The organism is Sphingomonas sp. J344 (assembly GCF_024700005.1).
GTDB lineage: Bacteria > Pseudomonadota > Alphaproteobacteria > Sphingomonadales > Sphingomonadaceae > Sphingomonas.
This window is the reverse complement of record NZ_JAJONB010000001.1, coordinates 1503144-1522124: the sequence shown is the minus strand read 5'-3', so window position 1 is coordinate 1522124 and position 18981 is coordinate 1503144. Positions and strand designations below refer to the sequence as shown.

Genomic DNA, 18981 nt, shown 5'->3' with positions numbered 1-18981 from the left:
CCATAGACGAGATGCTGGTCTTTTCATCTTGGAAGCATGCCCGAAAGACCGTCAGGGTCAATGACTACGATCTACCCAATTCAGCGGCTTACGTCGGTCGCCCATGATGAGCGCGGCCTCGGGAAGCCACCGGTCGGCTGTCACGATCGCCGAATGGGTGACGGAGCGGGTCGGAGCCGCCCTCACCTACCCGCGCGCCGCCGCCCAAGCCTTCACCTCACCCTCCCGCCGCCGCACCACGGTCAGCGCCCCCGCCTCACCCGTCGCCGGATCGATCTCAATCACCCCATCCCATTCGAACGTCGCATTGCCCGCGATCGTCACCATGTCGCCGCCCGCCGGTCCCTCGGCCCGCGCGCGCACGCGGCCGCCGGGGTTGAACACCGTCAGCCATTCCCCGAACTTCAGCCGCCCGGTCAGCCCCGCGGCATGCGTCGCCCCGGCCATCGCCGTGCCGCACGCATTGGTCAGCCCGACGCCGCGCTCGAACGTCTGCACGAACAGGTCGCTGCCCCGCACCTCGACAAAGCTCACATTGGCGCGATCGACCAGCAATTCCGGCCCCGCCTCGCACCATTGCCCCAGCGCGACCAGCTCATCGACATCGACCTTCTCGACGAACGCGATCAGATGCGGATTGGGCATCGCCAGCGCGGTAAAGGCGCGCGCATTGGGCAGCCCCGGAACCACCGCCTCGATCACCGGCCCCGGAACGCGGATGCCTACCGCCGCCGGATCGGTCCCCACCGGCCCCACCGTCTCGCGCACGGTATAGACGCCCCGCGCCAGCTCCGCCTCGCGCGCGACTTCAGCCCCGCTGGTCTTCAACCGCACCCGCGCCGCGTCGATCCCCAACGCCTCGAACCCGGCCCGCGCCAGGCACCGCAATCCATTCAGACAGGTCTCGGGCTCGGACCCATCGCTGTTCACGACCCGCATCCCGAAATCGGAAACGCCATCCCCTTGAGTCAGTAGCAGAATTCCATCGCCCCCCACCGGTCCGCTGCGATCGCACAACGTGCGCGCAATCCGCGACCAGCTGGCGTCGTCAAGGTTCAGATCACGGGCGTCCAACAGGGCAAAATCATTCCCCGACCCGTGGCATTTCGTGAAGTTCAGTTCCATCATCCCGCTCTACCCCCGCGCCGCCGCGACGCAAATGCAGTTCGGCTTGGGTCGCGCAAACCCGCGCTGGCGCGGCGCGGATCAAGCTGCCACAAGGTCGGCGATGGACGGCATCCTGTTCCTCGCCGTGGTGGTCCTCGGCATCATGGTCGTGGCGCAGGGCCAGCGGCTCCGCGCGCTGCGCGACCGGATCGACCTGCTCGAACGCCCGACACAGCTTCAGGCGCAATATCGGCGCGACGCCGCCGCGCCGCCGCCACCTCCGGCTGAGCCGACGCCAGCTCCGGCCGAACCGGTTGTCTCACCACCGCCCCCGGCCCCAGCCCGCGTCCAATCGCCGGTCAGGCAGGCCGCAGCCCCGCCGCCAGCTGCACCACGACCCGAACCGGAACCCGATCGCCCCAGCCTCGAATCGCTGATCGGCGCGCGGCTTCCCGTGTGGATCGGCGCGGTCGCGCTCGTGGTCGCCGGCTTCTTCCTCGTCCGCCACGCGGTCGAGATCGGCCTGCTCACCCCCGGCGTCCGCACCCTCCTCGCCGCGCTCTTCGCGGTAATCCTCGTCGCCGCCAGCGAGGCGGCACGCCGCATCCCCGCGCTCGCCGAAGACTCGCGCATCGGCCAGGCGCTCGCCGGTGCCGGCATCGCCAGCAGCTATGCGACGCTCTACATCGCCGCCGCGCTCTACCATCTGATCGGCCCGCTCCCCGCCTTCGTCCTGATGATCGCGGTGACCACGCTCGGCCTGTTCCTCGCGCTGCGCCACGGGCCGCCCACCGCCGTGCTGGCGCTGGCCGGAGGCTTCGTCGCGCCGCTCGTCGCGGGTTACGACGCCGCCGGGATCGGGCCGCTCCTGATTTACCTCGGCCTGTTCACCGCCGCGCTCTTCGGCCTGGCAATTCACCGCGGCTGGAGCTGGCTCGCGCTCGCGGCAACAGCGGTCGGCTTCGGCTGGGTCAATTTCCTGCTCGTCGCGCTCGACCCCAATCTGCTCACCGGCCCGGCGGCGTTCGTCATCGCGCTGGCACTGGCGGCGACCCTCGCTTTGCCCCGCACCGGCGTGACCAGCGCATGGCTGCGCGCCGCGCCGATCGTCGTCGGGCTGGTCCAGCTGCTCGTCTTCGCCCCGGCGCTCCAGTTCGATGGGTTCGCCTGGAGTTTCTATCTCATCCTCGCCGCCGCCGCGCTGATCCTCGCATGGCGCGATGCGCGGCACCTCCCCGGCGCACTCGCTGCGCTCGGCTTGTCGCTCGCGCTGCTCGCTATTGCCCTGTCCGCCCCGGATCACGGCGCGACCTTCATCGCCGCACCGGTCCTCGCCGTGCTGTTCGCGGCCCCCGGCCTGATCCTGCTCGACCGTGCGCGCAGCTGGGCGATCCTCGCGCTCGGCGGGGTCGCCGGGCCAGTGCTGCTCGCCAATCTGCTTGAGCCCTCGCGCCTGACCGACTGGCAATGGGCGGGTCTGGAACTCATCGCCGCCGTGCTCGCCTCCTCAATCAGCTGGCGCCGCCGCGCCGCTACCGACAGCCACGACCCCGGCCTGATCGCCGGCGCGCTGATCGCCGCGATCCTCGCCGCCAGCGCGCTCGGACAGCTCGTTCCCGCCGAGTGGCTCCCCGCCATCCTCGCGCTCGTCACCCTCGGCCTTGGTCTATGGGCGAGGCGCACCGGGGACGCAGCCTTGCTCACCCTGCCCATCCTCGGCCTGTTCGCCACCCTGCTGGCGGGGATCGAACCGGTCGTCGATTACGCGCTGCTGATCGCCCAGTCGCTCGCGGGCGAGCCGCTGACCGCCCCGCTCCTCCCGCCGCTCGCCGACGCGTTGCGCGCGCTCCTCCCGCTGATCGCCATCGTCGCGCTCGCGATTCACCCCCGCCTGTTCGGTCGCCTCCGCAACGCCGCGCTTGGCATCGGCATCGCCGCCGCGATCCTGCTGCTCTATCACCTCGCCAAGCTCCCGCTCGCCATCGCCGACGACGCCCGGTTCGTCAGCCTCGGCTTCGTCGAGCGCGCCCTCATCACCCACGCGCTGTTCGCCGCCGCGATCCTGCTGCGCACCCGCCTCCCCGCCATCGCGCCGATCCTGTTCGGCCTCGCGCTCGGTCGTCTGCTGTGGTTCGACCTGTTCGTCCTCAACCCGCTGTTCGTCGCGCAACAGGTCGCGCTGCTCCCGCTGGCGCTACACTTCGCCCTCACCGGCGTCTGGCTCCACCGCTTCCTCCCCCCGCCGGCCGCGACCCGCGCCGCAATGGCCGCAGCCCTGCTCGCCACTCTCGCCGCCGTCCGCCAACTCGCGCACGGCAGCATCGTCACCGGCCCGATCGGAATCGGCGAAAATTACGGCTACTCGATCGCGCTCCTTCTCCTCGCCATCGCCTGGCTGACCCTCGGCATCCGCGCTGCCAGTCGCGATCTCCGCCTTGCCGGGCTCGGCCTGCTCACCTTCGTTACGCTCAAGGTCTTCCTGATCGACGCCGCAGCGCTCGACGGGTTGCTCCGCATCCTTTCCTTCCTCGGCCTCGGCGTCGCGCTGATCGGGATCGGCTGGGTTTACCGCCGCTTCCTCGCCGCGCGACCGAAAGCGTCAGTGGCGGACGCCTGACCCCGGCGGCATCACTGGCCTCACACCAACAGGAGGCCCAGATGACCCGCACCGTCCATATCGTCGACCCCGCCAGCACCGACATCGACGCCGCGCGCAACATCGCGCTGTCGGGCGAACTCGCCAGCTACGCCCGCGCCGCACAGGACCCGCTGGCGATGGTCGAGGCGGCCAAGCTTCTCGCCACCCTACCCCGCAGCGTCTTCGCCCCCGGCGCGACCACCGCCGCCGCGCTCTATGCCGAAGCCCGCCTGCTCGCCCGCAGCGACCCCGCAATGCTCGCCGAGATCGACGCGGTCCAATATGGCTATGCCCGCCCTGCCCGCGGCAATTGCTACGCCGCGGAAAGCTGGGTCGTCGGCTATCGCGGCAACGGGATCGGCCTGACCGCCAACCCCGCGCCGCAGGTCCGCTTCCGCGTCGGCGCGCCGGTGTGGAACGGCCCTCACCCTGCCAAGGCCGCCTGACCGATGCGCGCCGCCCTCCGCCTGATCGCCCTCGCGCTCGCTGTCGCCGCGCTGCCCGTTCGTGGCGAAGATCGTCCACACGCGGTCACCGGGGCGGAGATGCGCGCGGAGGCCCGCGCCCTGGCAGCAGGCGACCCCCGCCTGCTTGCCGAGGTCGAAGCGGCGGACGCCGAAGCCGAACGCGGCGTGCTCGGTGCCGGTCCCAGCTCGATCCGCCAGACCGTCCCCGCCGGGGCGACCTGGTCGCTCCCCATCACCCGCAGCGCCGACGCCGCCGCGACCATCGCCGTCCGCCGCATCGGCGCGAGCCCGGTGGCGCTCACCATCCTCGACAGCGCCGGTCGCCAGCTTTGTACCGACAGCAGCACGGGTGCGCTGCTCACCTGTCGCATCCCCGCCGGCGGCGGCCCGCTCGTCGCGCGCGTCGCCAATCGCGGGGCTGCCGCCACCGACGTGCTGCTGGTGATGAACTGAGGGTTCACGGCAAGCGGTAGTGATCCGCCAGCCGGTCGAGCGCCAGCGTCAGCACCAGCCGCCCGGCCCGCGCGGGCCAGGCCAGCGCCTTTTCAGCCACCGGCACGCTCTCCCCGGCGCAAATCACCCGCCACAATATATCCGCCAGGCCCCGCCCCGCTGCCGCAATCGCCGCATCGAACCGCCGTTTCGCTGCGATCTGCACCTGCGTTGGATCGAGCGCTGCACCCGGCAGCCCGCCGCGTCGCGCCGCCGGGGCCGCGTCCCATCGCATCGTCACGCGCGGCCCCAGCGCCGCCATCTCATAATCGTCGCGCAGCCGCTCCCCGCCTCGAACTGACGCGCATCGACCATCCCGCGCGCGCGCAGCCACGCCAGCGGCGATTCAGCGTCGTTGACCGACACCCGCCGTCCGCTCCGCCGCGCCGGGGCATTCCGGATTACATGCCCATCCTCGATCGTCCGCTCGACCAGCTCACGCATTCCTGACTCCCTCATCGCCTGCGAATCGGGCTTGCCACGACGTCACGCTTGTAGGAAAGTGATTTAACCACATCGGTTAGATGGAGCTGCAATTGATCACCGCGATCCGCGAAGTGCGTCGTGCCAAAGGGCTGACGCTGGAGGAAGTGGCACAACGCTGCGACCCGCCGACCACCGCGCAGACGATCGGGCGGCTGGAGACCGGCACGCGCACCGTGTCGGTGGTCTGGCTCAACCGCATCGCCGCCGCGCTCGGGGTCGACGCCGCCGATCTCGTCCGCTTCCCCGATCGCCCCGATATCCCGGTTGCTGCCAGCCTCGATTCTTCGGGAGCACAGGCGTTGCGCCGACCCGCCAATGTCGTGCCGCCGATCGCCGAGCCTGATCTGGTCGCAGTCACCGTCAGCGGCAGCATCGGCGACTATCGCGCGGGCGACGAGGTGTGGTGCCGTCGCCTCGCCCCCCAGGCATTCGCACAGGCACTCAACCGGGACGTATTGATCCCCCGCCCCGCCGGTCGTTTTCTGTTCGGCCGCCTGATCGCGCATGAGGGCGAAGGGGGCCGGCTCAACGTCCTGCCGCTTGGCCCGGGTGCGCGGCAACAGGTGGTCGCCGACCCGCCCTGGATCGCCTGTGCGGTGCGGCTCGTCCGCTCGCTCTGAACCTGAACCTCGTCCGCGCCCCCCGACATCTTGCACATGGCGCAACGCGGGCGCATGCTGCTCCCACGTCCTTTTAGGGGAGGGATGCCATGCATTATCTGACCGGGCTGGTTACGGCCCTGTTCGTCGCGTCACCCGCACTTGCCGAGGATTGGGACTTTGTCCTGATCAACGGCACCGGCAAGCCGATCAAGACCGTCGAGCTCGCGCCGACCGGATCGACCGACTGGAAGCCTGGACTGGAGGAAGAAGGGGCGCGGCGCGAACCCGTGGTGAAGCCCGGCGCGCGCACCACCGTTCGCCTTGATCGACCGTCAAGCCAGTGCCGCTACGATCTGCGCGCGACCTTCGACGACGCCTCGACGATGGTCTTCAGCAACGCCAATATCTGCGACAACAGCTATGTCACGGTGAAGCTGACGGGCGGAAAGCCGTCGATCAGCGCGAACTAAGGATCATGGAGCCGGAAAATGGTGGGCGCTGACGGGCTCGAACCGCCGACCCTCTCGGTGTAAACGAGATGCTCTACCAACTGAGCTAAGCGCCCGGACCGCGTCCCGATAGGCGCAAGTGCCGCGCGCGTAAAGATGCGCGGCGCTTTCCATTGTGCGGTCAAATCGGCTAGCGCGCGCGGATGACCAGCACGCCCGTCGTCACCCGCTTCGCGCCCAGCCCCACCGGCCATCTGCATGTCGGCAATATCCGCACCGCGCTCCACAACTGGATGTGGGCGCAAAAACATGGTGGGCGCTTCCTGCTGCGCATCGACGACACCGACGCCGAACGCTCGCAGGAATCCTATGTCGACGCGATCCGCGCCGATCTCGCCTGGCTCGGCCTCGATCCCGATGGCGAGGCGCGCCAGTCGCAGCGCTTCGACCTGTATGAACGCCGCTTCGCCGAACTTGTCGAGGCGGGCCGTGTCTATCCCGCCTATGAGAGCCAGCAGGAGCTTGAACTCAAGCGCAAGATCCAGCTCGGCCGCGGCCTTCCGCCAATCTATGATCGCGCCGCGCTGGCACTTACCGAAACCGACCGCGCCGCGCTGGAGGCAGCGGGGACCCGCCCGCACTGGCGCTTCAAGCTCGACAATGGCGCGCCGATCGAATGGACCGACCTGATCCGGGGGCCCAGCGCTTCGATCCCGCGACGATGAGCGATCCCGTCATCCGCCGCGCCGACGGCTCCTGGCTCTACCTGCTCCCCTCGGTGATCGACGATATCGACATGGGCATCACCCATGTCGTGCGTGGCGAGGACCATGTTTCCAATACCGCCGCGCAAGTGCAGATGTTCGCCGCGCTCGGCGCGCGGCCACCCGCTTTCGCGCACGAGGCGCTGCTCACCGGGAACGAGGGAAAATTGTCCAAACGCCTCGGCTCGCTCGGATGCGATCATTTCCGCGACATCGGGCTTGAGCCGCAAGCGATCATCGCCCTGCTCGCTCGGCTCGGCACCAGCGATCCGGTCGAGCCGCACGCCGACCGCGCGCCGCTGATCGCCGGGTTCGACTTCGCCCGCTTCGGCCGCGCCCCCGCGCGGTTCGACGAAGGCGAGCTGGCGCAGCTCAACGCGCGCATCGTCCACCAGCTGCCCTTCGACGCAGTCGCCGACCGACTACCCGTCGGCATGGACGTGGCGGCATGGGACGCGATCCGCCCCAATCTCGAGACGGTCGCCGGTGCAGCGGACTGGTGGCAGGTCGTCGCCGGGCCAATCGACGCCTCCGCCGACCCCGAGGACCGCGCCTTCCTCGACACCGCCGCCGACATCGCCGCGACCCTCGACTGGGCCGCCGACCCTTGGCACGCGCTGACCGGCGCGCTCAAGGGAGCGACCGAACGCAAGGGCCGCGCGCTGTTCCATCCACTCCGCCGCGCGCTCACCGGTCGCGACTCGGGCCCCGACATGGCGGCGCTGCTCCCGCTGATCGGCCGCGAACGCGTGATCGAAAGGCTGCGCGGCTGAGCGGGGTCGCTCGTTCGGCCCCTCCCATTTTCCCTCCACCGCGCAGTCCGATCACCCGGTCGAAAAAGGGATTTGCAACCTTTATGTGATGGTATATCATCTATCGACCGGCAACGACCGGAATGATGGAGAGCCTGTCATGCACACCGAACGCTATCAGCCTTCCGCTTCCCGCCGGGCCAGCGCCGGCGCTTCGCTCATCGTCCTCGCCCTGGTCGGGTTCGGCGCGACACTGGTCGGGCCGGGCGTATTGCCCGAGATTCTCGATCCGGTGCTCAACACAACCCACATTCCGCTCGAGCAGCCCAAGCCCGAGCCGGAACCGGTCAAGCAGGTGCGCGACGAACGGAAGGTCGTCGCGGTGACCCAGCCGCTTCCGCACCAGCCCGATCCGATCGTCAAAACCACCAGCACAAGCGACCCGATCGGATCGACCACCGAATATACGCCGATCACGAACAACCCGCCCGCCGACCCCGGCCCGCCCTCCGGCGGAGTCATCGCGGACCCGCCCAAGCCGCCGGTGCTGATCGGCGCCACCGTCGATCCGCGCTACAGCGACTCGCTCCAGCCGCCCTATCCCACCTCCGAAATCCGCGCGCAGACCGAGGGCAAGCTCACCGCCCGCGTGCTGGTCGGGGTCGATGGCCGGGTGAAAGCGATCGAGATCCTGCGCACCCCGAGCAAGGGCCTGTCCGAGGCGACCCGCCGCCACGCGCTCGCGCGCTGGCGGTTCAAGCCCGCGACCCGCGACGGCGTCCCCCTATGAGGACTGGATGACGATGACGCTCAACTTCCGGCTGGTGGATTAGCTCGGGCTGGTCCGATGGCACCAAAGCCCCTATCTTGGCGGCCATGAGGTTCTTCAAACCCGATCGCCCCGTCTCCACGGTCGGCGCGCTGGCGGATCTGCGCAGAGCCCTGCGCATCCGCCACCGCTACCAGTTCTGGTTTATGCTCGCTGCAGCGGTGACGACCAGTCTGGTTCTGTTCGCCTTCTACCAGGACTCCTATTTCAAGAAGCCCTACAAGCGCGAGATCGTCTATTTCCAGAACTGGCGTGAGGACCGGACGATCGACCAGATCATCGCCCAGCAGAAGATCGACGAACCGATCCGCCAGAAGCGCATCGCGGAGGAAAAGGCGAAGGCCGAGAAGAAGCGACTCGAGTATAAGAAGATCGACGACAAGCTGAAAGAATACGGGATTTGAACGACGCCGCGTGGATGGGTGCCGCGCTCGCACTTGCCGAGCGCGCGCGCGGTCGTTCCGCACCCAATCCCAATGTCGGCTGCGTCATCGTGCGGGAGGGGCGCGTCGTCGGGCGCGGCTGGACCCAGCCCGGCGGACGCCCCCACGCCGAAGCGATGGCGCTGGCACAGGCGGGCGATGCCGCGCGCGGCGCGACCGCCTACACCACACTCGAACCCTGCGCGCATCAGTCCCAACGCGGCCCAGCCTGTGCCGCCTCGCTGATCGCCGCCGGGATCGCCCGCGTGGTGATCGCCCTGCGCGACCCCGATCCGCGCACCGACGGGCGCGGCATCGCCAGGCTCGATTCCGCCGGCGTTGCCCTCACCACGGGCATCCGCGCCGATGAGGCAACCCGCAGCATGGCCGGCTTCCTCACTCGCCGTGCACAGGGCCGCCCGTTCGTAACGCTCAAGCTCGCAACCTCGCTCGACGGCTGCATCGCGCTGTCGAACGGCGAGAGTCGCTGGATCACCGGCCCCCGCGCCCGCGCCCATGTGCATCTGGAGCGCGCACGGCATGAGGCGATCCTGGTCGGACGCGGCACGCTGGAAGCCGACGCGCCAAAGCTCGACGTGCGCCTCGGCGGACTTGAAGATCGCGCACCCCGCCGCATCCTTCTCTCATCCCGCGACGCCCCCGGCTGGACCCGCATCGCCGCGCCCGAAGCGATTGGAACGCTCGACGGCATCGGCCACTTGCTGGTCGAGGGAGGCGCACAGACCGCCGCTGCCTTCCTGCGCGCCGATCTGGTCGACCGCCTCCTGCTCTACCGCGCGCCGATCATGCTCGGCGGCAAACCGGCCCTCGCCGATCTCGGGCTCACCGCGCTCAATCGCGCGCACGGCCGCTGGACCCTCCACGACGCGCGGATGCTTGGCAGCGACCGGCTCGAGGTCTACGAGCGCGCCAGAGGATAGACCATGTTCACCGGAATCATCACCGATGTCGGCGCGATCCAGAGGATCGAGAATCGCGGCGACCTGCGCGTCCACATCACCACGACCTATGACACGACCACCGTCGACATGGGCGCATCGATCGCCTGTTCGGGCGTCTGCCTGACCGTCGTCGACAAGGGGCCGGGCTGGTTCGCGGTCGATGTCAGCCACGAGACCGTCTCGCGCACCGCCGCGCAGTGGCAGGCCGGCCAGCGCCTCAACCTCGAACGCGCGCTCAAGGTCGGCGATGAGCTGGGCGGGCATATCGTCACCGGCCATGTCGACGGCGTCGGCACCGTGATCGACATCTGTCCCGACGGCGACTCGCAGCGCGTCGGCTTTGCCGTCCCCGCCAGCCTCGCCCCGTTCATCGCCGCCAAGGGGTCGATCACCATCGACGGGGTGTCGCTGACCGTGAACGAGGTGACGGATCAGCCCGACGGCACCGCGCATTTTTCGATCAACCTGATCCCGCACACGCAAGCCGTCACCACGCTGGGCGCACTTGCCCAGGGTCAGGCGGTCAATCTCGAAATCGACGTGCTCGCACGTTATCTGCAACGCATGGAGGCCGTCCGTGGCCAAAGCTGAAATCTCCCGCCTGCCCCACGCCTTCCTCTCCTCGCCAGAGGAGATTATCGACGAGGCGCGCAACGGTCGCATGTTCATCCTGGTCGATGACGAGGATCGCGAGAATGAGGGCGATCTGGTCATCCCCGGCCAGATGGCGACCCCCGACGCGATCAACTTCATGGCGCGCCACGGTCGCGGCCTGATTTGCCTCGCCATCACGCAGGGCCGCGCCGACCAGCTTGGCCTGGAACCGATGTCGCGCCGCAACGGCACCAGCATGGGCACGGCCTTCACCGTCTCGATCGAGGCGAAGGAGGGCGTCACCACCGGAATCTCCGCTGCCGATCGCGCACGCACCATCGCGGTCGCGACCGACGCGACCAAGGGGTCCGCCGACATCGTCTCGCCCGGCCATGTCTTCCCGCTCGTCGCGCGCGAGGGCGGCGTGCTGGTCCGCGCCGGCCATACCGAAGCGGCGGTGGACGTCTCCCGCCTCGCCGGCCTCAGCCCCTCGGGTGTGATCTGCGAGATCATGAAAGATGACGGGACGATGGCGCGGATGGACGACCTCGTCGCCTTCGCCCAACTCCACAATCTCAAGATCGGAACGATCCGCGACCTGATCGCCTATCGCCGTCGCTACGACCATCTGGTCGAACGGCGCGCCGAATCGGTTTTCACCAGCCGCTGGGGCGGCGACTGGCGCACCATCGCCTTCTGGAACAAGGCGACTGGCACCGAACAGCTCGCCCTGGTCAAGGGCCGCGTCAGCTCCGACAAGCCCACCCTGGTCCGCATGCACGCATTGTCGCCCTTCGCCGACGTATTCGGTGAGGCGGGGGATCGCGGCCTGATGCTCCAGCGCTCGATGGAAATCATCGGCGAGGAAGGCGCCGGGGTGGTCGTCGTGATCAACAAGCCGCGCGCCGACGCCTTCACCATGGCGGTCGAGCGCAAGGCGGGGAAACGCACCGTCGTCGATATGGAGGAGTTGCGCGATTACGGCGTCGGCGCGATGATCCTCAACGATCTGGGGGTCGAGGAAATGGTGCTGCTCACCAACACCCATCACACATTGGTCGGTCTCGACGGATACGGCCTGCGTATCGTCGGCGAACGCGCAATCGATCTGAAAGGCAGATAATGGCCAACATCCTGATCGTCGAAGCGCGCTTCTACGACCATCTCAACGACATGCTCCTCGCCGGTGCCCGCGCCGCGATCGAGGCGGCCGGTCATTCCCATGAGACGGTCACCGTCCCCGGCGCACTCGAAGTGCCCGGCGCAATCGTGCTGGCCGAAGAAACCCAGCGTTACGACGCCTATGTCGCGCTCGGCGTGGTGATCCGCGGTGAGACCTATCATTTCGAGATCGTGTCGAACGAAAGCGCGCGCGGCATCATGGCGCTGACTATGGACGGCATCCCGATCGGCAACGGCATCCTGACCACCGAGGACGAGGCGCAGGCAATCCGCCGCGCCGACCCTGCGCAGCTCGACAAGGGCGGCGGTGCGGCAGAGGCCGCGATCGCGATGCTCGCGTTGAAGCAGCGGCTGTAATGAATTCTCCGATCCTCTTCACCGAACGGCTGATCCTGCGCCGTCCGGCGGCGGAGGATCTCGACGGCTGGGCGGCCTTTTCCGCCGATCCGGTGGCGACCGAGCATCTCGGCGGCCCGGTCGAACGCAGCGTCGCCTGGCGGCAGCTGTGCACCATGGCGGGGGCGTGGGAGATCAACGGCTTCGCCATGTTCTCGGTCATCGAGCGCGCGACCGGAAAATGGGTCGGCCGCCTCGGTCCATGGATGCCCGAAGGCTGGCCCGGCACCGAAGTCGGCTGGGGCGTCGCGGGCGAATTTGCCGGGCGCGGCTATGCCTATGAGGGCGCGGTCGCGGCGATGGACTATGCGGTCGACGTGCTCGGCTGGAGCGAGGTGATCCACACCATTGCACCCGAAAACACCCGCTCGATCCGCCTCGCCCAGCGGCTCGGATCGACCAACCTCCGGCCGGTGAAGCTCCCCGCCCCCTATGCCGACGTCACCGTCGACGCCTGGGGGCAGAGCGCCGAGCAATGGCGTGCAGGACGCGCCGCGCGGTGACCGACGTCCCGCCCAGTCGCTACAAGGTCGTCGAGCGCGACCGGCGGCTGGTGGTGATCGACACGCTGACCGGAAAGCCGGCAAGCGCCCCCGGCCCTGTTCCGCCGGCGACGCGACATGAGCACCCGCTACCGCCACCCGCCGAACGCCCGGTCAGCGAGGATGAACCTCGCCGCATCGACGACCGCAGCGGCGCGCAAATCCTGACCACCTCGCGCCTCTACGACCTCAAGGCACCGCGCCGGATCGTGATGGGCGACCGGTTCAACGAGAAATTCGGCGGGGTGATCGGCGGCTGGCTGGTCGGTCTGTTCATCGCCTTCTCGATCGCCTTCATCTTCTTCCCCTGGCTGATCGTCCTGCCCTTCGTGCTGGCCCTCCAGCCGAAGCTGCGCGCGGGGATCCGCACATGGATCACCGCGCGGCTGGACGAGGTGGAGCGGGGGTAGAGGAAACGCCTCCACCCCCCGTTTGCGTTACGCCGCCTGAGTTTCCAGCGCGGGATAATCGACATATCCCTCCGGCCCCTGGCTGTACCAGGTCGCCATATTACCCTCATTGAGCGGCGCACCGCTGCGCAGCCTTTCGGGCAGATCGGGATTGGCAAGGAAGGTGCGGCCAAAGCTCACCGCATCCGCGACCCCGCTGTCGAGCGCGGCCTGCGCCGCCTCGCGGGTCACATAGTCGGAGTTTACCACCAACGGCCCGTCGAACACCGTGCGAATCGCCGGGCTGAGCCTCGGCACATCGGTGCGACCGAACGTCCCCTCTGGCCCCGGCTCGCGCAGTTCGAGGAACGCGATGCCCAGTTCGGACAGGCGCTTGGCCGCCGGCAGGAACAGCGCGTGCGGATCGCTGTCGTCGACGCCCTGGCTATCGCCATTGGGCGACAGCCGCACGCCGGTGCGATCCGCCCCCGCCACCGCGACCACGCGCTCGGCGACTTCGCTCAGCAACCGGATGCGGTTGTCGACCGACCCGCCATAGGCATCGGTCCGCAGATTCGCGCCATCGCGCAAGAACTGGTCGATCAGATAGCCATTGGCGGCGTGGATCTGCACCCCGTCGAACCCGGCCTTCAGCGCGTTTTTGGTCGCGCGGGCATAGTCGTCGAGGATGCCGGGAATCTCCGCGATATCGAGCGCGCGGGCGAGTTCCGAGGGCTGACGTCCTTCATAAGTGTGCATGTGACCGGGCGTCTGGGTCGCCGAAGACGAAACCGGCTGCTCGCCCGTGACCGAGCTGTGCACCTGCCGCCCCATATGCCACAGCTGCGCGACGATCCGCCCTCCGGCGGCATGAACCGCATCGGTCACCGGCTTCCACCCTTCCGTCTGCGCATCGGTCCACAGCCCCGGCGCGAACGGCCAGCCCAGTCCCTGACGGCTGATTCCGGTCGCCTCCGAAATGATCAGCCCCGCCGACGCGCGCTGCGCATAATAATCGGCCATGATCGCGGTCGGCACTCCGTCGCGATCCGCGCGGCCGCGCGTCAGCGGGGCCATCAGGATGCGGTTCGGCGCATGGATCGCGCCCAGCGTCAGCGGATCGAACAAATCGGGCATCGGCGAATTTCCCTCCAATTGGGTTGCATAGTGCAACAGATAGGGCGCTAAAGGCGCGATGCACGAGTCCGCCCCGTCAAGAAAAGCTGCACCGCAACAAAGCGCGACTGCTTTGCCCTTCGCCGCGCTGCTGCTCGGCAATCTCGCACTGGCCTTCGGCCCGTGGTTCGTGCGCGCCGCCGATGTCGGCCCGGTCGCGGCGGGCTTCTGGCGGCTCGCGCTCGGCGTGCCCTTCCTGTTTGCGATCATCCTGGTCGCGCGCGGCAAGCCGATGGCGGGAACGCGCGGGCTGTGGGGTGTCTTGTTGCTTTCCGGCATCGCCTTCGCCGCCGATCTCGCATCCTGGCACATCGGCATCCTCCATACGACGCTCGCCAACTCGACGCTGTTCGGCAATTCAGCGACGCTGATGTACCCGATCTGGGGCTTCTTCGTCGCCCGCGCCTGGCCCACCCGGCAACAGGGGCTGGCGCTCGCGCTCGCCGCAATCGGCGCGGGGCTGCTGCTCGGGCGATCCTATGAATTATCGCCGCAGAACCTCGTCGGCGACCTCCTCTGCCTGCTCGCCGGCGCGCTCTACACCGTCTATTTCATCCTGATGGCGCGCGCCCGCGAAGCGATGGCGCCGCTCCCCGCGCTTGCCTGGTCCAGCCTGTTCGGGACACTCCCGATACTGATCTTCGCCTGGGTGTTGGGCGAGCAGATCTGGCCGCAGAATTGGGGCATATTGGTCGGCCTCGCGCTCGCCAGCCAGGTCGTCGGGCAGGGGCTGCTGATCTACGCGCTCGGCCATCTCTCGCCCTTGGTTGTCGGCATCGCGCTGCTGACCCAACCGGTGGTCGCCGGAACGGTCGGCTGGATCGTCTATGACGAGCGGCTGGGCGTGCCCGACTTTATCGGCGCGGCGCTGGTCGCGGTCGCGTTGGTCCTTGTCCGGCGCGGCAAAAGCCCGCCAGTGGAGGTTGCGTCCGGCGCGACGGAGGCTAAAACGTGAACATGACTCCGATTGCCGACATGACGCTCGACGAGCTGCGCGAGGCGCTCGCACCGCATCTCGCCCCCAATGCCGCGTTCGACGGCTGGAGCGAAGCAGCGGTGATCGCTGCGGCGAACGCAATCGGCGCTGATCACGACATCGCGCGCCTCGCCATTCCCGCCAAGCCAGTCGAGATGATCGACCTGTGGTTCGCGTCGGTCGATCGCGAGATGGCTAGCCGCCTTTCGCCCGAAACCCTCGCGCCGATGAAGATCCGCGCGAAGATCACCGCATTGGTCGAAGCGCGGCTCGATATCCTCGCCCCCAACCGCGCAGCGCTGCGCCGCGCGGTCGCGATCCTCGCCATGCCCCATAACGCCGCCCGCGCCGCAAGGCTCGGCTGGCGCTCTGCGGACGCGATGTGGCGGCTCGCGGGCGACACGGCGACCGATTACAATCACTATACCAAGCGCGCGATGCTCGGCAGCATCTATGTCGCGACGATCGCGGTGTTCCTGAACGACGAGAGCGAGGGCCAGGCCGACACCCGCGCCTTCCTGTCCCGCCGGATCGAGAACATCATGCAATTCGAAAAGACCAAGGCGAAGCTGGCGGCGCGGTCCGACCACCGCTTCAGCATGTCGCGCTTCATCGGCCGGCTGCGCTACAACGCGCGGTGAGCGCGCTCCCCTATCCCTCCCTCCACGCCAGCCATGGCGGCATCTGGATCGCGACCGCAGAGGGCACGCGCAGCATCGGGCGCGGCGAGGCGGTGCGGATCGCCGCCGACACCCCGGTCATCCTGCTCAATGCCCCGCTGACAGCACAGCGCCTCGGCTATCCCGATCTGTCGGGGCTCGACCTGCTCGAACTTTTCGCATTCCTGCGCCCGGCTCGCTTCATGGTGCCGACGCCGCGCGGCCTCGCCCGCACGCTGGGTATCGCTGAACCTGTCGACGACTCCGCCGTCGCGCCGTTCCTGCGCGACGCTGCCGAAGCGATGCTGGCGATCGCCGATACCGACTGGCCCGAGCGCGAGGGCGCATGGCATGCCGCCCAGTCGTTGGCAAAATTGCGCTGGAGCTGGGCACCGGCGGTGTCGCAGAGCCTGACTCGCCCGGAAAGGGCCGAACGCTGGCTGTTTTCCCGCCTGCCCGAATGGAGTGAGGGGAGCGCCGCGCACCCCACCGCGCACCGTGAGCCTCGATCCCGAGGCCGTGCGCGATCGGCTCGCCACCCTCACTGGCTCGGGCGCAGAGGTGCGTGCAGGCCAACGCCTCTACGCCGAAGCGGCGGCGAGCGCCTTCGCCCCTCGCACGATGCGCGATTCGCCCAATCTTGTGCTTGCCGAGGCCGGGACCGGGATCGGCAAGACGCTGGGCTATCTCGCCCCCGCCTCGCTTTGGGCGCAGCAGGCCGATGGCGCGGTGTGGATCTCGACCTTTACCAAGGCGCTGCAACGCCAGTTGGGGCATGAAGGCGAGCGGCTGTTCGCCGATCCCGAGGAGCGCAAGCGCCGCATCGTCACGCGCAAGGGTCGCGAAAATTATCTCTGCCTGCTCAACCTTGAGGATGCGCTGCAGGGCGGGTTCGCGGGCCGCGCGGCGATCCTCGCGCAGCTCGTCGCACGCTGGGCCGCATACACCGCCGATGGCGACATGGTCGGCGGCGACCTGCCCGGCTGGCTGCCCGTGCTGTTCCGCCGCAACGGATCGACCGCACTGACCGACCGGCGCGGCGAATGCGTCTATGCCGGCTGCCCCCACTACCGGAAGTGCTTCATCGAGCGCGCCGCTCGGGCTAGCGCCGACGCCGACATCGTCATCGCCAATCACGCGCTCGTCATGGTCAACGCCGCGCGCGGCCGCGAAACCGCGACCCGCCCGACCCGCTACGTCTTCGACGAAGGCCACCATATTTTCGACGCCGCGGACGCGATGTTCAGCGTCGCGCTGTCGGGACAGGAAACCATCGAGCTGCGCCGCTGGGTCACCGGCCCCGAAAGCGGATCGCGCGGTCGCCGTCGCGGGCTGGCCGCGCGGCTGTCGGATGTCGCCAGCTATGACGATGCCGGCGCGCGCGCGATCAGTGAGGCGGTCGATGCCGCCCGCGCCTTGCCCTCCGACGGCTGGCTCCAACGGCTCGCCGAGGGGCAGCCCTTCGGCCCGATCGAGCATCTCCTCGCCGCCGTGCGCGGCCTCGTCTATGCCCGTGATAGCGATGGATCGGGCGAGGCCGGCTATGGCATCGAGACCGAACTGGCCGAGCCCGATGCGCCGCTGATCGACGCGATCCCGCCTGCCGCCGCCGCGCTCGAATCGCTGCTCCGCCCACTGATGGCGCTGGGGCGGCGGCTCGAGGCAGTGCTCGACGAAGCCCCCGACTGGATGGACGGCCCGGCACGCGCGCGGATCGAGGGGGCGATCGCATCATTGGGCTGGCGCGCCGAAACCGTCGCCGCCTGGCTGTCGTTGGTCGCCCGGATCGGCGGCCCGGTAACCCCCGAGTTCGTCGACTGGCTCGCCGTCGAACGGATCGAGGGGCGCGAGATCGATATCGGCATCCACCGCCGATGGCTCGACCCCAGCAAGCCGTTCGCCGAGACGGTGCTCAGGCCCGCGCATGGGGCGCTGGTCACCTCCGCGACCCTGCGCGCTGGCGGTGACTGGGAGGTCGCGGAACAGCGTAGCGGCGCGCAGCACCTGCTCCATCCCGCCCAGCGGTTCGAGGCGGCGTCACCCTTCGACTATCCACGTCAGGCCGAAGTGCTGATCGTCACCGACATCAAGCGCGGCGACATGGGCGCCCTCGCCTCCGCCTATGCCCGGCTGATCATCGCGGCACAGGGCGGGACGCTCGGGCTGTTCACCGCGATCCGGCGGCTGCGTGCGGTGCACACCCGCATCGCCGACCGTTTGGCGCGCGAAGGGCTGCCGCTCTACGCCCAGCATGTCGATCCGATCGACACCGGCACTCTGGTCGACATCTTCCGCGACGATCCGCGCGCGTCGCTGATCGGCACCGACGCGTTGCGCGACGGGGTCGATGTCCCCGGTCATTCGCTGCGGCTGGTGGTGATGGAGGGCGTACCCTGGCCCAAGCCGAGCGTGCTCCACGCGGCGCGGCGACTCGCGGGTGGCGGCAGCGCCTATGACGACCGCATTGTACGCGCGCGGCTGGCGCAGGCGTTCGGTCGGCTGATCCGCCGCGCCGACGATTCTGGCGCGTTCGTGCTGCTCTCCGCCGCTACCCCGTCGCGGCTGCTCGACGCCTTCCCACACGGCACACCAGTCGTCCGCTTGACGCTCGATGAGGCCGTGGAGCGCGTGCGGCGTCTTTCCTCCGTCGCATCGCTGGGGCAGAAGGCACGTGAATCCGCCGATCCGGAGGGCCGATGAAGACGTTGACGATCTTGCGCCACGCCAAGTCGAGCTGGGACGATGCGGTCGCGCGCGATTTCGACCGGCCGCTGAATGCCCGCGGGCAACGCGCAGCAGTGACGGTCGGCCGCCATATGCGTAGCGAAGGACTGAGCTTCGACCATGTCGTCGCCTCGCCCGCCGTGCGGATCATCGAGACCGTCGAGCAGCTCGAGACCGGCTATGGCGGCGCGCTCGCCCCCGCCTGGGACCGGCGCATCTACCTTGCCTCGGCCTCGACGCTGCTCGATGTGATCCACGAATTGCCCGCCGGGGCCGATAGCGCGCTGCTGATTGGCCATAATCCGGGGCTTGAGGATCTGGTGCTGATGCTGGTCCCCGATCGCACCGGCGATCTACTGCGCGACTCGGTCGA

Annotated in this window: 17 protein-coding genes, 1 tRNA gene and 4 pseudogenes; 18 read left to right on the top strand and 4 right to left on the bottom strand. The window is 68.9% G+C overall.

Translation table 11 applies throughout. From position 1 onward, the window contains the following. Window positions 1-186 precede the first annotated feature (186 nt). A complete protein-coding gene (gene dapF, locus LRS12_RS07770; RefSeq protein ID WP_257844059.1) occupies window positions 187-1125 on the bottom strand; it encodes a diaminopimelate epimerase in 939 nt (312 codons plus the stop codon). Between dapF and LRS12_RS07765 the strand changes: the two genes are divergently transcribed. From LRS12_RS07765 to LRS12_RS07755, 3 genes are read left to right on the top strand one after another with little or no spacing between them, the layout of a single operon-like run. Further along, on the top strand, window positions 1109-3724 hold the full coding sequence (locus tag LRS12_RS07765) for a DUF2339 domain-containing protein (RefSeq protein WP_257844058.1): 2616 nt from the start codon (window positions 1109-1111) through the stop codon (window positions 3722-3724). The genes dapF and LRS12_RS07765 overlap by 17 nt on opposite strands. A 41-nt stretch (window positions 3725-3765) precedes the next feature. Continuing rightward, the gene (locus LRS12_RS07760) at window positions 3766-4191 is read left to right on the top strand and encodes a hypothetical protein (protein ID WP_257844057.1); all 426 of its coding nucleotides are present in this window, start codon (window positions 3766-3768) and stop codon (window positions 4189-4191) included. Window positions 4192-4194: 3 nt separating this feature from the next. Continuing rightward, window positions 4195-4665: a hypothetical protein gene (locus LRS12_RS07755; protein WP_257844056.1), complete on the top strand. Its 471-nt coding sequence runs from the start codon at window positions 4195-4197 to the stop codon at window positions 4663-4665. A gap of 4 nt (window positions 4666-4669) precedes the next feature. Here the strand turns inward: LRS12_RS07755 and LRS12_RS07750 are convergent. After that, a pseudogene (locus LRS12_RS07750) lies at window positions 4670-5148 on the bottom strand (DUF6456 domain-containing protein). 92 nt (window positions 5149-5240) lie between these two features. On the opposite strand from LRS12_RS07750, the gene LRS12_RS07745 reads away from it, so the two are divergent. Together LRS12_RS07745 and LRS12_RS07740 are read left to right on the top strand one after the other, a co-directional pair. Then, window positions 5241-5810 carry a helix-turn-helix domain-containing protein gene (locus LRS12_RS07745; RefSeq protein ID WP_257845462.1) on the top strand — a complete coding sequence of 190 codons (570 nt, stop codon included), beginning with the start codon at window positions 5241-5243 and terminating at the stop codon, window positions 5808-5810. Between the two features lie 89 nt (window positions 5811-5899). Then, a complete protein-coding gene (locus tag LRS12_RS07740; protein WP_257844055.1) occupies window positions 5900-6262 on the top strand; it encodes a hypothetical protein in 363 nt (120 codons plus the stop codon). A gap of 19 nt (window positions 6263-6281) precedes the next feature. Here the strand turns inward: LRS12_RS07740 and LRS12_RS07735 are convergent. Further along, window positions 6282-6357 (bottom strand) — tRNA-Val (locus LRS12_RS07735). An 87-nt stretch (window positions 6358-6444) separates the two neighbouring features. On the opposite strand from LRS12_RS07735, the pseudogene gltX reads away from it, so the two are divergent. From gltX to LRS12_RS07690, 9 genes and pseudogenes are all read left to right on the top strand, one after another. Continuing rightward, window positions 6445-7778, top strand: a pseudogene (gltX, locus tag LRS12_RS07730) (glutamate--tRNA ligase). A 139-nt stretch (window positions 7779-7917) separates the two neighbouring features. Next, the gene (locus tag LRS12_RS07725; protein WP_257844054.1) at window positions 7918-8547 is read left to right on the top strand and encodes an energy transducer TonB; all 630 of its coding nucleotides are present in this window, start codon (window positions 7918-7920) and stop codon (window positions 8545-8547) included. Between the two features lie 86 nt (window positions 8548-8633). Beyond that, window positions 8634-8990, top strand: a complete 357-nt coding sequence (locus LRS12_RS07720) for a hypothetical protein (protein ID WP_257844053.1) — start codon at window positions 8634-8636, stop codon at window positions 8988-8990. Beyond that, window positions 8987-9949 carry a bifunctional diaminohydroxyphosphoribosylaminopyrimidine deaminase/5-amino-6-(5-phosphoribosylamino)uracil reductase RibD gene (gene ribD / locus LRS12_RS07715; protein ID WP_374580550.1) on the top strand — a complete coding sequence of 321 codons (963 nt, stop codon included), beginning with the start codon at window positions 8987-8989 and terminating at the stop codon, window positions 9947-9949. Before LRS12_RS07720 ends, ribD begins: the two co-directional genes overlap by 4 nt. A 3-nt stretch (window positions 9950-9952) precedes the next feature. After that, a complete protein-coding gene (locus LRS12_RS07710; protein ID WP_257844052.1) occupies window positions 9953-10561 on the top strand; it encodes a riboflavin synthase in 609 nt (202 codons plus the stop codon). Beyond that, window positions 10548-11687 (top strand): 3,4-dihydroxy-2-butanone-4-phosphate synthase, encoded by a 1140-nt coding sequence (gene ribB / locus LRS12_RS07705; protein WP_257844051.1) that lies wholly within the window; start codon window positions 10548-10550, stop codon window positions 11685-11687. Before LRS12_RS07710 ends, ribB begins: the two co-directional genes overlap by 14 nt. Continuing rightward, window positions 11687-12103: a 6,7-dimethyl-8-ribityllumazine synthase gene (gene ribH, locus LRS12_RS07700; protein ID WP_257844050.1), complete on the top strand. Its 417-nt coding sequence runs from the start codon at window positions 11687-11689 to the stop codon at window positions 12101-12103. Before ribB ends, ribH begins: the two co-directional genes overlap by 1 nt. Then, a complete protein-coding gene (locus LRS12_RS07695; protein ID WP_257844049.1) occupies window positions 12103-12645 on the top strand; it encodes a GNAT family N-acetyltransferase in 543 nt (180 codons plus the stop codon). Before ribH ends, LRS12_RS07695 begins: the two co-directional genes overlap by 1 nt. Further along, window positions 12642-13094 carry a hypothetical protein gene (locus LRS12_RS07690; protein WP_257844048.1) on the top strand — a complete coding sequence of 151 codons (453 nt, stop codon included), beginning with the start codon at window positions 12642-12644 and terminating at the stop codon, window positions 13092-13094. Before LRS12_RS07695 ends, LRS12_RS07690 begins: the two co-directional genes overlap by 4 nt. A 27-nt stretch (window positions 13095-13121) precedes the next feature. Here the strand turns inward: LRS12_RS07690 and LRS12_RS07685 are convergent, their stop codons facing one another. Beyond that, window positions 13122-14210 carry an alkene reductase gene (locus LRS12_RS07685; protein ID WP_257844047.1) on the bottom strand — a complete coding sequence of 363 codons (1089 nt, stop codon included), beginning with the start codon at window positions 14208-14210 and terminating at the stop codon, window positions 13122-13124. A 58-nt stretch (window positions 14211-14268) separates the two neighbouring features. Here LRS12_RS07685 and LRS12_RS07680 point away from each other — a divergent pair, with 58 nt between their 5' ends. From LRS12_RS07680 to LRS12_RS20295, 4 genes and pseudogenes are all read left to right on the top strand, one after another. After that, the gene (locus LRS12_RS07680; RefSeq protein ID WP_257844046.1) at window positions 14269-15204 is read left to right on the top strand and encodes a DMT family transporter; all 936 of its coding nucleotides are present in this window, start codon (window positions 14269-14271) and stop codon (window positions 15202-15204) included. Window positions 15205-15206: 2 nt separating this feature from the next. Further along, window positions 15207-15866: a COQ9 family protein gene (locus tag LRS12_RS07675; RefSeq protein WP_257845460.1), complete on the top strand. Its 660-nt coding sequence runs from the start codon at window positions 15207-15209 to the stop codon at window positions 15864-15866. Next, window positions 15863-18584: pseudogene (locus LRS12_RS07670) on the top strand (ATP-dependent DNA helicase). The gene LRS12_RS07675 and the pseudogene LRS12_RS07670 overlap by 4 nt, the downstream one beginning before the upstream one ends. Further along, window positions 18581-18727 (top strand): annotated as a pseudogene (locus tag LRS12_RS20295) (histidine phosphatase family protein); the annotation flags it as partial. The pseudogenes LRS12_RS07670 and LRS12_RS20295, both read left to right, overlap by 4 nt. Window positions 18728-18981 lie beyond the last annotated feature (254 nt).

Coding starts and splice junctions, on each gene's coding strand:
- LRS12_RS07760 (WP_257844057.1), top strand. CDS start 3,766: ATGACCCGCACCGTCCATATCGTCGACCCCGCCAGCACCGACATCGAC.
- dapF (WP_257844059.1), bottom strand. CDS start 1,125: ATGGAACTGAACTTCACGAAATGCCACGGGTCGGGGAATGATTTTGCC.
- LRS12_RS07685 (WP_257844047.1), bottom strand. CDS start 14,210: ATGCCCGATTTGTTCGATCCGCTGACGCTGGGCGCGATCCATGCGCCG.
- LRS12_RS07675 (WP_257845460.1), top strand. CDS start 15,207: ATGACTCCGATTGCCGACATGACGCTCGACGAGCTGCGCGAGGCGCTC.
- ribH (WP_257844050.1), top strand. CDS start 11,687: ATGGCCAACATCCTGATCGTCGAAGCGCGCTTCTACGACCATCTCAAC.
- LRS12_RS07680 (WP_257844046.1), top strand. CDS start 14,269: ATGCACGAGTCCGCCCCGTCAAGAAAAGCTGCACCGCAACAAAGCGCG.
- LRS12_RS07725 (WP_257844054.1), top strand. CDS start 7,918: ATGCACACCGAACGCTATCAGCCTTCCGCTTCCCGCCGGGCCAGCGCC.
- LRS12_RS07695 (WP_257844049.1), top strand. CDS start 12,103: ATGAATTCTCCGATCCTCTTCACCGAACGGCTGATCCTGCGCCGTCCG.
- LRS12_RS07720 (WP_257844053.1), top strand. CDS start 8,634: ATGAGGTTCTTCAAACCCGATCGCCCCGTCTCCACGGTCGGCGCGCTG.
- LRS12_RS07755 (WP_257844056.1), top strand. CDS start 4,195: ATGCGCGCCGCCCTCCGCCTGATCGCCCTCGCGCTCGCTGTCGCCGCG.
- LRS12_RS07740 (WP_257844055.1), top strand. CDS start 5,900: ATGCATTATCTGACCGGGCTGGTTACGGCCCTGTTCGTCGCGTCACCC.
- LRS12_RS07710 (WP_257844052.1), top strand. CDS start 9,953: ATGTTCACCGGAATCATCACCGATGTCGGCGCGATCCAGAGGATCGAG.